Here is a 12,061-nt window from a genome sequence, read left to right as displayed (position 1 = left end):
CCGTGTCAGTGAAGGAAGTCGCCGGAAACGGGCCGGACCCCGGCGGATGGCCGGGACGCTGTCCGGGCTGCGGCTGCGTGAGCTGCTGCGTGACCTGCAGGACCGCATCGAGCTGCTGATCGGCACCCGGGACAAGATGGACGGCCTGCTCGACGCGGTGCTGGCCGTCGCGTCCGGGCTGGAGCTGGACACGACGCTGACCCGGATCGTGCGGGCGGCGATGGAGCTGGGCGAGGCGAAGTACGGCGCGCTCGGCGTGCTCGCCGAGGACGGGTCGTTGTCGGAGTTCGTCTACGTCGGCATCGACGACGAGACCCGTCGCCTGATCGGTGACCTGCCGACCGGCCACGGCGTGCTCGGCGTGGTCATCGACGAGGCCAAGCCGTTGCGGATGGAGGAGATCTCGGCGCACCCGGCGTCGGTCGGGTTCCCGGCGCACCACCCGCCGATGCACTCCTTCCTCGGCGTCCCGGTGCGGGTGCGCGACGAGGTGTTCGGGCGGCTCTACCTGACGGAGAAGAAGAACGGGGAGCCGTTCACCGACGACGACGAGGTCGTCGTGCAGGCTTTGGCCGCGGCGGCGGGGATCGCGATCGAGAACGCGCACTTGTACGAGCAGGCGCGGGTGCGGCAGCAGTGGCTGGCCGCGACGAGTGAGGTGACCACGGAGCTGCTGGGCGGCACCGATCCGGCGGAGGCGCTGAACCTGATCGCCAGCCGGACGCTGGAGCTGACCGGTTCGGACGTGACGATGCTGGCCCTGCCGAACTCCGGGCGTCTCGACGTCGACGAGGACTGGGGTGAGGACGTCGACGACCTGACGGTCACGGTCTGCGCGGGGATGCGGGCGGCGGAGCTGTCGGGCCTCCACATCGACCTCGAGGGCAGCGTGCCGGGCGCGGTGTACCGGGACCGGACGCCGCGCAGCGTGGCGGAGCTGAGGTTGGGGGAGCACCGGTTCGGCCCGGCGATGGTGGTGCCGCTGCGGGCGGGGGACCGCACGACGGGGGTGCTGATCGCGGCGCGGGAGGTCGCGGCGGGGACGTTCGAGTCGGGCCAGCTGCCGGTGGTGGCGTCGTTCGCCGACCAGGCGGCGCTGGCGTTGCAGCTGGCTGCGCAGCAGCGGGCCGCCCGCGAGCTGGACGTGCTGGGTGACCGGGACCGGATCGCCCGCGACCTGCACGACCACGTGATCCAGCGGTTGTTCGCGGTGGGGCTGTCGATGCAGAGCACCCAGCGGCGGACGAAGTCCCCGGAGCTGCAGCGCCGGCTGGGGGAGAGCATCGAGCAGATGCACGAGATCGTGCAGGAGATCCGCACGGCCATCTTCGATTTGCACGGCGGCGCGGCGGGCGAGACGGGTCTGCGGTTGCGGCACCGCTTGCACGACGCGATCGCCGAGCTGACCGACGACGCGCCGCTGCACCCGACGGTGAGCATGTCGGGCACGCTGGACACGTTGCCGACGCAGCTGGCCGAGCACGTCGAGGCGGTGGTGCGCGAGGCGGTGAGCAACGCGGTCCGGCACGCGGAGGCCTCGTCGGTGTCGGTGTCGGTCGCGGTGAAGGACGAGCAGATCCGGGTCGTGGTGATCGACGACGGCAAGGGCCTGGCGGAGGACATCTCGCCGAGCGGGCTGGGCAACCTGCGCGACCGGGCCGAGGCCGCGGGCGGGACGTTCACCCTCGGCGGCGGGACTGACGGCGGCGTCAAGGTGGAGTGGACCGCGCCGGTTCGCTGAGCGCGGTCGGCGGAGGCGCCGGGCGCTCACCGGCATTGGGTCAGACAACCGCGGCGGCATCGAGCCCGGGCTCGGACTCCGAGCTTTCACGTGAAAACTCGGGCTGGGCCGAGCTGCGGCGTCAAGAGGACCCACGCCCATCCCTGCGCCCGGTCGGCGGAAACGCCAAAGGCGCCCGCCGACCGGCGGGCGCCTGTTGTGCGGATGGCTGTCAGCGCAGCCACTTGCGGTCGCCGACGAGGGTGGCCCAGCGGCGGCCGAACCCCCACGTGTTCCCGGCCGATGCGGCGGCCAGTGCGATGAGGATCAGGGCGTAGATGATGTGGTAGTCGATGATCGGGTTGGTCGAGTGCGTCGCCTCGCCCGTGCTGGTCGCGAGGGCGAAGGGCCATTCGGCGGTCCACATCATCAGCATCATCAACGCGCCCGCCGCGGCGGACAGGCGCAGGCCGATTCCGGCGATGACGGCGATGCCGATGGCGCCGAGGCCGAGCATGAACAGGGTGTCGGCCCACCAGGTGCCCGCCCAGGCGTGGAACATCGACTCGAACGGTCCGACGTGGACGCTGCTGAGGAAGCCCTTGGTGGGGGAGCCGCCGCCCAGCCAGGCGCCCTTGGCCGGGGTGGCGTAGCCGAGGCCGAACAGCTTGTCCAGGAACGCCCACAGGAACACGAACCCGGTGGCGAACCGCAGGACGGCCAGGGACTTCCCGGCGACGGGCGCGGCGACGAAGTCGGGAACCGCCTTCGGTTCGGTGACTCGCTGGACGGGGATCTGACCCGTGGTGGTCTTCTTTTCCGCCGGTTGGATGGACATTTTTACCTCCGTTTGCTCTGCCATCAGTCTCGTTCGCGGGCGACGGCGCCTCTGGTGCCGAAGGTCCTCGTTCCGGGTGTCCTTCGGTGCCCGTTCAAGGGGCCGGAATCCCGGGTCGGCGTTCGGGGAGGCGGCGGACGGCGACAGCGGTCAGCGCGGCCGTGGTCGCCGCCATCAAGAGGCCGCCGAGCGCGCCGATCAGGATCGTCGTGACCACGGCTTGGCCCGGCTGCCACAACGGCATCGTGCAGCCGAGGAACACGGCCAGCCCGAGCAGCCACGCGCCGGCCGTGACGGCGATCCACCGCGCCGACCCGGCGACGTGCCGCCGCAGCACCAGCCATTGGGCGACGCCGATGGACAGCAGCAGCGCGACGCCCAGCACGGTCACCACCGGCCAGAGCAGCACCGGCGGCCAGGTGGTCATCGACGACGCCCACGTGCTCGGCGCCAGCCCCAACAAGTAGGCGAACGCGGCCGCGGCGGCCGTCGCCGCGATCCACCGCCGGGGATTCAGGGCGGGGAGCGCGCGGCGCAGCACCCAGGCCTGGCCGCTGCCCAGCGCGGCGCCTTCCAGCGCGCCGCCCAGCAACAGCACCGGGACCGTGACCGCGGCGGACGCGTTCGCCGTGAGCGCTCCGGCCGTCGCGGGGACCGCGAAGCCGAGGAACTCGGCCAGCGTCACCACGAAGAACCACCACCAGGCGAGACGGCGTCCGCGCAGCGGGGACCGCGGGGCGGCGGTGAACGCCACGACCGGGGTCTCCGGCGTCACGGGGACGTGCGGGAAGGCCCGGCGGTAGTCCTCGGCCGCGATCGTCCGGGCGGGCCCGTCGAGGAGCCGGCCCGCGGCCGGTCGCCAACGGCCGTCCAGGAGGACGTCCGCTTCGGCGCCCGCGCGGAAGTGCCGCCACCACCGCTTGCGTTCCGCGTGCCCGGCCACGACGACGACCTGGTCGCCCGAGCGCGCGTACTGCACCGGGAACGTCACCGGGGTGGCCGAGGCGGCGGGCCGGTAGCGCACCGCGCAGAGCTTCCCGTCCACCAGCGGGGACAAGCCGGAACCGAGCAGCCGCACCAGGAGCCCGCCCGAGCGGCGCTCTTCGTCCACAGTGGTCATACCCCAGTGCACCGCCGGGCGCCCCGCTCCCGGCAGGGGCGAACGACCACGAGCGCGGGGACTTCGGTCGCCGGATCCGGCGACCTGAGGGGTCCTCCTGCCTCTCCGGCCGGGATGATCGGCCCGCCGTCACCGGGCTTTCGCCTCTGCTCGCGGCCCCGCACCGGGCGGCACCCTCGAAGCAGCGGTACCACGCCGATGGGAGGCGCCATGACTTTCGCTCACCGCACCCGCGAACCCGGCCCGGCCCGGGTGGGCGGTTTTCCCGCCGGGCTGCGCGTTCGCGCCCACAGCGGCCAGTTCACCGGGCGGACCGGGACCGTCGTGGAGCGCACGCCCGACCTGCGGCCCGGCTCGGTCTGGGTCGAGTTCACGCCGGGACAGGCCCGGCTCGTGCCCGGTTACCGGCTCGACGTCACCACGACGTCGGACAACTGAGCCGCCCGCGACCGGTACCGTGAAAGCGGCGCCGGAACCGCCCGCGTCCGTCCGCAATGGACTCGACGTCGACCGCTACCCGAATGGACCGAACCATGCGCACCCTGTCCGAGTCCCAGCTCGCCGCCGTGCTGTCCCGGGTGGCCGGGGTGCCGCGGGTCGTGGTCAGCGGGAACTTCGCCACCCCGAGCCGGGCGCTGGGCGTGCTGGACAAGGCGGTGGCCGAATACCGGCTGTTCGCCCTCAACGCCCAGGCCGGGGTGCCGGACCGGGACGGCGTGACGCTGGAGACGCCGTTCGTCGGCGCGGGCATGCGCGGCCGCTCCCGGCTGCGGTACTTCCCGTCGCGGCTGTCGCTGGTGCCGCACCTGCTCAAGGGCGCGCTGCCGCCGGACGTCGTGCTCGTGCACACGTCCATGCCGGTGGACGGCACGGTGTCGCTGGGCACCGAGGTGAACATCCTGCCGGCCGCGATCGAGGCGGTCCGGGCCCGCGGCGGCCTGGTGATCGCCCAGCTCAACCCGAACATGCCTTACACGTACGGGGACGCGGTGCTGGCCTGCGACGAGATCGACCACGCGATCGAGGCCGACGAGCCGCTCGCCTCACCCGTCGTCCGGCCGGTCAGCGCGGTGTCCGAGCGGATCGGGACCCGGGTGGCGGAGCTGGTGCCGGCGGGCGCCACGCTGCAGCTCGGGATCGGCGCGGTCCCGGACGCGGTGCTGGCCGCGCTGACCGCCCGGCGCGGCCTGTCCGTGTGGTCGGAGATGTTCAGCGACGGCGTGCTCGGGCTGGAACGCGCCGGCGCGCTCGACCCGGACGTCCCGGTCACGGCGTCGTTCGTGTTCGGTTCGGCGGAGCTGTACGAATGGGTGGACCGCAACCCGCGGGTCCGGTTGCTGCGCACGGAAAAGACCAACGACCCCGGCCTGATCGCCCGCCGCCGGTCGCTGGTGTCGGTGAACGGGGCCCTGCAGGTCGACCTGTCCGCGCAGGCCAACGCCAGCCGGGTGCGCGGGGACATCTACTCCGGTTTCGGCGGGCAGACCGACTTCGTGGTGGGGGCGCTGCACTCGCCCGGCGGGCGCGCGATCATCGCGTTGCCCTCGTGGCACCCCAAGGCCGGCGTGTCCACCGTCGTGCCGCTGCTGGCCGGCCCGGTGACGTCGTTCCAGCACAGCTTCATCGTCAGCGAACAGGGCACCGCCACGATCTGGGGGCACGACGCCGCCGAGCAGGCCCGCCAGATCGTCGACCACGTCGCCCACACCGACGCCCGCGACGAGCTCCGCGACGCCGGGCGGGCGCTCGGTTTCCCGCTTCGGTAAGCGCGTCTTGAATGAGTCATTCAGGACCTCCGAAGACCTGAACGACTCATTCACGACGCCGGGGCCGGGGCGCGCCGGGCGTGGGATCGGGCGTGCTCGACCGCGTCGTCGAGGCTGGTGAACAGGTGGTTCTCGTGCCCGAGCCGGCCGAGCGCGCCGGTGGCGGAGAGCACGTGGTGGTGGCGGTCCTGCACACCCTTGACCAGCACCGTGACCCCGCTCGCCTCGAGCCTCTTCGATGGTGTCGCCGAGGGCCTTCGCGCCGGTCGCGTCGAGCAGGTGCAGCCGCGACAGCCGCAGGATCACCACGCGGACGTCCGCGGCGGCGTCAGCGATCCCGGCCAGCACGCGTTCGGAGGCGCCCCAGAACATGGCGCCCTCGAACCGGAACAGCGCGATGTGCTCGTCGCCCGCCGCGGCGGCGCCGGGGAGCGGCTCGCGGCGGGCGCCCGCGGCCCCGGCGATCGTCCGCAGCGCGAAGAACGCCGCGACGACGAGACCGATCTCGACGGCGAGGATGAGGTCGGCGGCCACGGTGACGATCGCGGTGACGGCGAAGGTCGCCGCGCTCGAGCGGCTCGCGCGGACGACGTCGCGGACCGTGCCGGCGGGCACCATCCGCAGGCTGGTGACCATCAACACGCCGGCCAGTGCGGCCAGCGGGATCCGGGACACCAGGCCGGTGGCGGTGTAGATCACCAGCAGCACGACGACGGCGTGCACCACGGCGGAGAGCCGGGTCCGCGCCCCGGACCGGACGTTGACCGCCGTGCGCGCGATCGCGCCGGTGGCCGGCATCCCGCCGAACAGACCGCTCGCGATCGAGGCCAGCCCCTGCCCGACGAGCTCCCGGTCCGGCCGCGTCGGCCCGACCGGCGGGCCGCCGCGGGTCATCGACGCGGCCACCCTGGCCGAGAGCAGGGATTCGATCGCCGCCAGCGCGGCGACCGCGACGGCCCCGCCCGCCAGGTCGCCGACTATGCCCGGGGAGAAGGAGGGCAGCGCGGCGTCCAGGGAGCTCGGCAGGGCGCCGATCCGCCGGACGGGGAGGTGGAGGAGCTCGGCGGCGATCGTCGTCGCGGCGACCGCGACCAGCGACGCGGGGATCCCGCGGTGCAGCCGCGGCAGGGCGAGCATGAGCACCGCGACCACGGCGACCGCGGCCACCGCCCAGCCGGCCTCGGCGCCCGCGTGCGTCACGGCGTCCAGCGCGCCGAGGAACGGGTTGCGCCCCGGCGGCGCGGTCGTGCCCACCGCGGCCGGGACCTGCTGCAGGAAGATGATGCAGGCGATGCCGAGCGTGAAGCCCTCGACGACCGGCCACGGCAGGTAGCCGACCAGCCTGCCCAGCCGGGCCGCGCCGGCGACCAGGACGAGCACGCCGCCCATGATCGACACGAGCGCGACCGACGAAGGGCCGTGGGCCGCGACGATCGGGGCCAGCACCACGGCCATCGCGCCGGTCGGCCCGGACACCTGGACCGGCGAGCCGCCGAAGAGCGCGGCGACCACCCCGGCGACGACGGCGGTGACGAGCCCGGCCGCGGCACCGGCGCCCGAGCTGACGCCGAACGCGAGCGCCAGCGGAAGCGCCACCACCCCGACGGTGACCCCGGCGAGCAGGTCGGCGCGCACGGCCGGGGGACGGAAGTCGAAGTCGTCGCGGGCGGGGAGCAGGGTTCTGAACGCCGAAAGCCCGCTCACACGCGCTCCGCGACGGCGTCCAGAACGGCCTGCGGGCTCGCGCCGGGCAGCGGTGGCAGCCGACGGGCCAGCCGGAGCTGCTCGGAATCCGGCCGGAGGCTGGCCAGCAGGAAGGCGCGGGCGACCACGAGGAGCTCGGCGACCACCGGCTGCGCGAGCCGGTACTCCACGGCGTTGCCCGTGCGCGTCGAAGTGACCACACCGCACCGCCGGAGTACGGCCAGGTGCTGGGACAGCTGGGAAGCCTCGCACCCGGTCACTTCGAGCAGCCTGGTCACGGCGGCGCCTTCGTCGCCCGCGGCGGCCAGCACCTCCAGCACCTGGATGCGGGTCGGGTGCGCGAGGCACTTGAACAGGTCGGCCTTGATCCGGTAGAGCGGCTCGGTCGTCCGTGACCTCGCGGGCATCAGCCTCACCTCCTGGTTTGATGAATATATCAATCCATCAATCGCCTGAAGTCTTTGGTCCCCGGAGGTGAGGACCTGTGGTCCTGGGGAGGCGCCCCGCGCCGCACCGATGATCAGGGCATGCAGATCCAGATCAGCACGGACAAGAACGTGCACGGCGGCCAAGCACTCGCCCGGCGCATCGAAGCCGAGCTCGAGTCGGCATTGGCGCGGTTCACCGGCCGGATCACCCGCCTGGACGTCCACTTCAGCGACGGGATCGCCGCGGCCGCCGACGGCGTGGACCGCCGCTGCGTGCTGGCGGCCCGGGCCACCGGGCACGGGCCGGTGTCGGTCGCCCACCACGCCGGCTCGGTCGACGAAGCCTGCCGCGGCGCCGTGCGCAAGCTCGAAAGCGTGCTCGATCGCACCTACGACCGGCAGTTCCACCACAAGGGCGGCGAGTCGATCCGGCACCAGCCGCTCGGCCACACCGCCGTATCCGACGAAGAGCCCGCCGGGCTCGGGCACTGAGGAGCGGGAGATGCGCATCGTCATCGTCTACGAATCGATGTTCGGCGGCACCGAAAAGGTCGCCGAGGCGATCGCCGAGGGGATCTCCGTGTCCGTTCCGGCGGAGACCGTCAACGTCGACGACGCCCCGAAGGACCTCGATGGCGTCGACCTGCTAGTCGTCGGCGGTCCCACCCACGTGCACGGCATGAGCCGCGCCGCGACCCGGAAGTCCGCCGCGGACCAGGTCTGCCACGCGACGCGCTCGCACACCGGGCTGCGCGAATGGCTCGACGCGCTCGGCCCGGTGCCCGACGGGCTGCCGGTCGCGGCCTTCGACACCCGGGCCGACAAGCCGCGCGTGCTGACCGGAGCGGCCTCGCTCGGCGCGGCCAAGCGGCTGCGGCGCCTCGGGTGCCGGGTGGTCGCGCCGGCGGAGAGCTTCTTCGTCGGCACCGAACCCGTCGACGCCGGCCCGCGCCCCGGCGAGCTGGCCAGGGCGAACGCCTGGGGTGCGGCGCTGGGCGCGGCCCTGCGCCGCACCACCGTCTGACCGCACCCACTTCGAAAAGCTTGTACCCCAAGGGAGTTGATATGACCAGGACTGTTTCCTCGGTGATGACCGCCGATCCGGTCACCGTGTCCACGCGGACGCCGTTCAAGGACATCGCCCGGCTGCTCACCGGCAACGCGATCAGCGCGGTCGGCGTCCTCGACAAGACCGGCGCCCTCGTCGGCGTCGTCTCCGAAGCGGATCTGCTGCCGCACCTGTGGGACGACCCGAAGCCGCGGTGGCGCGACCGCAGGCTGGCCCGCAAGGCGACGGCGTCGCTGGCGGAGGACCTGATGACCAGCCCGGCCGTCACGATCGACGCCGAGGACTCGCTCGCGGCCGCCGCGGCGAAGTTCGCGCACACCGGCGTCCGCCGGCTGTTCGTGCTGCGGCACGGCAAGGTGGCCGGGGTACTGGCCCGCCGCGACCTGGTCGGGGTGTTCACCCGCGGCGACGCCGACCTCGAACGCGAGATCGTCGACGGCGTGCTGCGCGAGCAGCTGAACCTCGGACCGGACCGGGTGCGTGTCGAGGTGCGGGCCGGCGTGGTGACGGTGGTCGGGCGCGTCGAGCGGCGCAGCGACATCGACCCGGTGACGCGGGCGATCCGCGAGCTGTCCGGCGTGGTGGAGGTCCGCAACCGCCTGGACTACGTCTGGAACGACGTGGCCTGAGCGGGGCCGGGGAAGGGGAGGTGGCGGCACCGGTGACCTCGCCGGTTCATCGAGGTCGCCGGTGTGGGACCCCGACCTCACCGACAACAAAAGTTGTCTTGACAGCTTGAGTTGTCCATGTGAGGGTCATCCCATGCGGAAATTGATTCTGGGCTTCTACGTTTCGCTCGACGGCAAGAGCGCCGACGGGGACAACGGCATCCGGGACGTCATGATGGGCATCGACGACCCCGAGCAGGAGAAGTACTTCGTCGACCGGCTGTGGGAGGCGGGGGCGTTCCTCATGGGGCGCACCACCTACGAGGCCATGGCCGGGTTCTGGCCCGGCTCCGGCCACCCGTCGGCCAAGGCCATGAACGAGATCCCGAAGGTGGTGTTCTCCCGCACCCTGAAATCGGCCGACGACTGGCCTGAGACCCGCATCGCCGACGGTGACACGGCGGAGGAGATCGCCAAGCTGAAGGCCGAGCCGGGCAAGGACCTCGTCGCCGCCGGGGGGACCTCGTTCCTGCACTCGTTGATCAAGCTCGGCGTGGTCGACGAGTACCGGCTGTGGGTGCTGCCCGCCGCCACCGGCAAGGGCGCGCCGCTGTTCCCCGAGCTGGATCAGCCCCTGAACCTGCGGCTGGTGAAGAGCACGGCCTTCCCGTCCGGAGTCCTCGAGCTGGTCTACGCACCGGCCGAAATCTCCACGATGGACAGCGAGGGTTGACCGGGGGCGATCCCGGGAAAAAGAGGGCATGCCGAGCGAATTGCCCCGCCGCGCGGAAGGCGAGCTGGACGACAACGAGCTGCCCGCCACCCGGCCGGCGTGGCCGGTCACGACGGTCGGCTTCCTCGCCCGCGGCGGCTTCCTCTGGGGACTCGTCGCCGCGGTGCTGGCCCGCCGCCCCGGGCCCCGGCGCCGCGCGGCCGGCCGCGGGCTGGTGGCGGGCGCGGCCGCGATGGCGCTCGGCCACGGCGTCAAGGCGCTGGTCCGGCGCCGGCGACCACCGGCGGGAGACCTGCCCGCCAACCGGGCCCTGCCTGAGAAGCCGACATCCTCGGCGTTCCCGTCGACGCATGCGACGACGGCGGCCGCGTTCACGGTGGCCGTCGCGCTCACGTCCCCGGCTGCGGGCGCGGTGGTGGCGCCGCTGGCGGTGGTGTCGTGCTACAGCCGGGTCCGGACTCGCGTGCATTGGCCGACGGATGTGTATGGCGGCGTGGTGATCGGGGCGGCCGTCGGCGCGGTGGTGGCGACCCGGGCGCGCTGAACCCGCCTGGCTCGCCGGTCACCGCCCTTCCCGCAGGTAGGGTGGGTTCGCGTGGCGGAGGAGGTGGCGAGCCGGATGGCTGACGAGCGTGCGCCCGAGCAGGTGGACCGGCTCGGTGCCGAGTGGGAGAAGCACCGGCCCGCGGTCTTCGGCGTGGCCTACCGGCTGCTGGGGAGCGTGGCCGACGCCGAGGATGTCGCCCAGGACGTGTGGCTGCGCGCCGCGGGCTCCGACCTGCACGACGTCGAGGACCTGCGCGCGTGGCTGGTCACCGTGGCCGCGCGCCGCTCCTACGACATCCTCAAGAGCGCTCGCGTGCGCCGGGAGTCCTACGTCGGGCCGTGGCTGCCCGAACCGCTGCTCACCGGGCCGGACGCGGCCGAGCCCGTGCTCGTCGACGACTCCGTCAGCACCGCGATGCTGCTCGTCATGGAAGAGCTGACCCCGCCGGAGCGGGTGGCCTTCGTCCTGCACGACGTCTTCGATCTGGAGTTCGCCCGGATCGCGGAGGTGCTGGACGTCTCGCCGCCCGCGGCCCGGCAGCTCGCCTCGCGGGCACGCCGGCGGGTGGCCAAGGCGAAGGAGTCGACGCCGCGCGTTTCGAAAGCGGAGCGCGAACGCGTGCTGGCGACCTTCCGCGCCGCCTACGAATCCGGCGACCTGGCCGGCCTGGTCAAACTGCTCGACCCCGATGCGATCTACGTCACCGACGGCGGCGGCAAGGTTTCCGCGGCCCGCAAGCTCATCCACGGTGGCGAGCGCATCGCCGAGGTGATGGTCCGGGTGGGCCGCCAGTGGAGCCTCGACCGCATCGACCTCGTCGAGGTGGGTGGGGGAGCTCGCCCTGGTGTGCCACCGGGAAGGCCGCGTCTACTCCGTCGACACGGTGCAGATCGCCGACGGCCGGATCACCGCCTACCGCCGGGTCATCAACCCGGACAAACTTTCCCGCTTCTGAGCTGTCACACCCGGAGGGGCTGTCTCGTCTCCCTGGTGACAACGCGAAGAGGGAACGATTTCCCTCCGCACGCGGACAGTGCAGGAGACCTTCATGATCAGAACCCGACTGGCCGTCGGCGTCCTGGCCGTCGCCACGCTGGCCGGAGCGACGGCTTGTGCCGCCTCGGGCCAGACCGCGAGCCAGACCGCCGCGGCGACGAACCAGGCGCCGACCCCGACGGCGAAGCCCGCCACGGAGAGCCTGACTCCCTTGGTGCAGCAGGCTCTTCCGAACGTCCAGGGCAAGACGTTCACCTCGGCGATCGTCGAGTTCCCGCCCGGCGCCCGCGCGGCACCGCACCGGCACGGCGGCGCTTTCGTCTACGCCTACGTCCTCGAAGGCACCGTGCGCAGCCAGGTCGACGACAAGCCCGTCACCACGTTCCGGGCGGGCGAGAACTGGACGGAACAGCCGGGCGCGCACCACGTCCTGACGGAGAACACGAGCGCGACGGAACGGGCGCGGCTGCTCGTCGTCTTCGTCGCCGCCACCGGGGCCGAGCTGAAAGTCGACGACCCCCACCACTGACCC

The 12,061-nt window shown here is 72.9% G+C and carries 14 protein-coding genes and 2 pseudogenes; 11 read left to right on the top strand and 5 right to left on the bottom strand.

The features are described 5' to 3' along the window. Positions 1 to 46 precede the first annotated feature (46 nt). Positions 47 to 1,741: a sensor histidine kinase gene (locus QP939_RS46535; RefSeq protein WP_285453259.1), complete on the top strand. Its 1,695-nt coding sequence runs from the start codon at positions 47 to 49 to the stop codon at positions 1,739 to 1,741. A 211-nt stretch (positions 1,742 to 1,952) separates the two neighbouring features. Here QP939_RS46535 and QP939_RS46530 read toward each other — a convergent pair whose 3' ends face one another. Together QP939_RS46530 and QP939_RS46525 are read right to left on the bottom strand one after the other, a co-directional pair. Further along, complete coding sequence (locus QP939_RS46530) at positions 1,953 to 2,558, bottom strand: DoxX family membrane protein (protein ID WP_285453257.1); 606 nt, start codon at positions 2,556 to 2,558, stop codon at positions 1,953 to 1,955. A gap of 94 nt (positions 2,559 to 2,652) precedes the next feature. Next, positions 2,653 to 3,678 (bottom strand): PNPOx family protein, encoded by a 1,026-nt coding sequence (locus tag QP939_RS46525; RefSeq protein WP_285453255.1) that lies wholly within the window; start codon positions 3,676 to 3,678, stop codon positions 2,653 to 2,655. 210 nt (positions 3,679 to 3,888) lie between these two features. On the opposite strand from QP939_RS46525, the gene QP939_RS46520 reads away from it, so the two are divergent. Both QP939_RS46520 and QP939_RS46515 read left to right on the top strand, forming a co-directional pair. Next, positions 3,889 to 4,116, top strand: coding sequence for a hypothetical protein (locus tag QP939_RS46520; RefSeq protein ID WP_285453254.1), 228 nt, complete (start codon positions 3,889 to 3,891; stop codon positions 4,114 to 4,116). Positions 4,117 to 4,211: 95 nt separating this feature from the next. Continuing rightward, positions 4,212 to 5,444, top strand: coding sequence for an acetyl-CoA hydrolase/transferase family protein (locus tag QP939_RS46515; protein WP_285453252.1), 1,233 nt, complete (start codon positions 4,212 to 4,214; stop codon positions 5,442 to 5,444). Positions 5,445 to 5,494: 50 nt separating this feature from the next. Here QP939_RS46515 and QP939_RS46510 read toward each other — a convergent pair whose 3' ends face one another. From QP939_RS46510 to QP939_RS46495, 3 genes and pseudogenes are all read right to left on the bottom strand, one after another. Then, a complete protein-coding gene (locus QP939_RS46510) occupies positions 5,495 to 5,653 on the bottom strand; it encodes a hypothetical protein (RefSeq protein WP_285453251.1) in 159 nt (52 codons plus the stop codon). A 76-nt stretch (positions 5,654 to 5,729) separates the two neighbouring features. Then, positions 5,730 to 7,040 (bottom strand): annotated as a pseudogene (locus QP939_RS46500) (SulP family inorganic anion transporter); the annotation flags it as partial. A 104-nt stretch (positions 7,041 to 7,144) separates the two neighbouring features. Next, positions 7,145 to 7,555 carry an ArsR/SmtB family transcription factor gene (locus tag QP939_RS46495; protein WP_285453249.1) on the bottom strand — a complete coding sequence of 137 codons (411 nt, stop codon included), beginning with the start codon at positions 7,553 to 7,555 and terminating at the stop codon, positions 7,145 to 7,147. Between the two features lie 120 nt (positions 7,556 to 7,675). On the opposite strand from QP939_RS46495, the gene QP939_RS46490 reads away from it, so the two are divergent. The 8 genes and pseudogenes from QP939_RS46490 (at position 7,676) to QP939_RS46455 (ending at position 12,058) form a co-directional block, all read left to right on the top strand. Then, positions 7,676 to 8,068 (top strand): HPF/RaiA family ribosome-associated protein, encoded by a 393-nt coding sequence (locus QP939_RS46490; protein ID WP_285453248.1) that lies wholly within the window; start codon positions 7,676 to 7,678, stop codon positions 8,066 to 8,068. A gap of 10 nt (positions 8,069 to 8,078) precedes the next feature. Continuing rightward, a complete protein-coding gene (locus QP939_RS46485; protein WP_285453246.1) occupies positions 8,079 to 8,600 on the top strand; it encodes a flavodoxin family protein in 522 nt (173 codons plus the stop codon). A 41-nt stretch (positions 8,601 to 8,641) separates the two neighbouring features. Beyond that, positions 8,642 to 9,274 carry a CBS domain-containing protein gene (locus tag QP939_RS46480; protein ID WP_285453244.1) on the top strand — a complete coding sequence of 211 codons (633 nt, stop codon included), beginning with the start codon at positions 8,642 to 8,644 and terminating at the stop codon, positions 9,272 to 9,274. A 133-nt stretch (positions 9,275 to 9,407) separates the two neighbouring features. Next, positions 9,408 to 9,986 (top strand): dihydrofolate reductase family protein, encoded by a 579-nt coding sequence (locus tag QP939_RS46475; RefSeq protein WP_285453243.1) that lies wholly within the window; start codon positions 9,408 to 9,410, stop codon positions 9,984 to 9,986. Positions 9,987 to 10,014: 28 nt separating this feature from the next. Beyond that, entirely contained in the window at positions 10,015 to 10,530 is a 516-nt protein-coding gene (locus QP939_RS46470; protein WP_285453242.1) for a phosphatase PAP2 family protein, read from the top strand. A 75-nt stretch (positions 10,531 to 10,605) separates the two neighbouring features. Then, positions 10,606 to 11,286: pseudogene (locus QP939_RS52090) on the top strand (sigma-70 family RNA polymerase sigma factor); the annotation flags it as partial. 73 nt (positions 11,287 to 11,359) lie between these two features. Continuing rightward, positions 11,360 to 11,488 carry a hypothetical protein gene (locus tag QP939_RS46460; RefSeq protein ID WP_285453238.1) on the top strand — a complete coding sequence of 43 codons (129 nt, stop codon included), beginning with the start codon at positions 11,360 to 11,362 and terminating at the stop codon, positions 11,486 to 11,488. A 93-nt stretch (positions 11,489 to 11,581) separates the two neighbouring features. Next, entirely contained in the window at positions 11,582 to 12,058 is a 477-nt protein-coding gene (locus QP939_RS46455) for a cupin domain-containing protein (protein WP_285453236.1), read from the top strand. The last annotated feature ends 3 nt before the right edge of the window (positions 12,059 to 12,061 follow it).

The sequence above is a fragment of the Amycolatopsis nalaikhensis genome, from assembly GCF_030264295.1.
Lineage (GTDB): Bacteria > Actinomycetota > Actinomycetes > Mycobacteriales > Pseudonocardiaceae > Amycolatopsis > Amycolatopsis nalaikhensis.
Note: the sequence above shows the minus strand (reverse complement) of the source record. Positions and strands in the feature narration are given on the sequence as shown.

Coding starts and splice junctions, on each gene's coding strand:
- QP939_RS46535 (WP_285453259.1), top strand. CDS start 47: ATGGCCGGGACGCTGTCCGGGCTGCGGCTGCGTGAGCTGCTGCGTGAC.
- QP939_RS46530 (WP_285453257.1), bottom strand. CDS start 2,558: ATGTCCATCCAACCGGCGGAAAAGAAGACCACCACGGGTCAGATCCCC.
- QP939_RS46525 (WP_285453255.1), bottom strand. CDS start 3,678: ATGACCACTGTGGACGAAGAGCGCCGCTCGGGCGGGCTCCTGGTGCGG.
- QP939_RS46520 (WP_285453254.1), top strand. CDS start 3,889: ATGACTTTCGCTCACCGCACCCGCGAACCCGGCCCGGCCCGGGTGGGC.
- QP939_RS46515 (WP_285453252.1), top strand. CDS start 4,212: ATGCGCACCCTGTCCGAGTCCCAGCTCGCCGCCGTGCTGTCCCGGGTG.
- QP939_RS46495 (WP_285453249.1), bottom strand. CDS start 7,555: ATGCCCGCGAGGTCACGGACGACCGAGCCGCTCTACCGGATCAAGGCC.
- QP939_RS46490 (WP_285453248.1), top strand. CDS start 7,676: ATGCAGATCCAGATCAGCACGGACAAGAACGTGCACGGCGGCCAAGCA.
- QP939_RS46485 (WP_285453246.1), top strand. CDS start 8,079: ATGCGCATCGTCATCGTCTACGAATCGATGTTCGGCGGCACCGAAAAG.
- QP939_RS46480 (WP_285453244.1), top strand. CDS start 8,642: ATGACCAGGACTGTTTCCTCGGTGATGACCGCCGATCCGGTCACCGTG.
- QP939_RS46475 (WP_285453243.1), top strand. CDS start 9,408: ATGCGGAAATTGATTCTGGGCTTCTACGTTTCGCTCGACGGCAAGAGC.
- QP939_RS46470 (WP_285453242.1), top strand. CDS start 10,015: ATGCCGAGCGAATTGCCCCGCCGCGCGGAAGGCGAGCTGGACGACAAC.
- QP939_RS46455 (WP_285453236.1), top strand. CDS start 11,582: ATGATCAGAACCCGACTGGCCGTCGGCGTCCTGGCCGTCGCCACGCTG.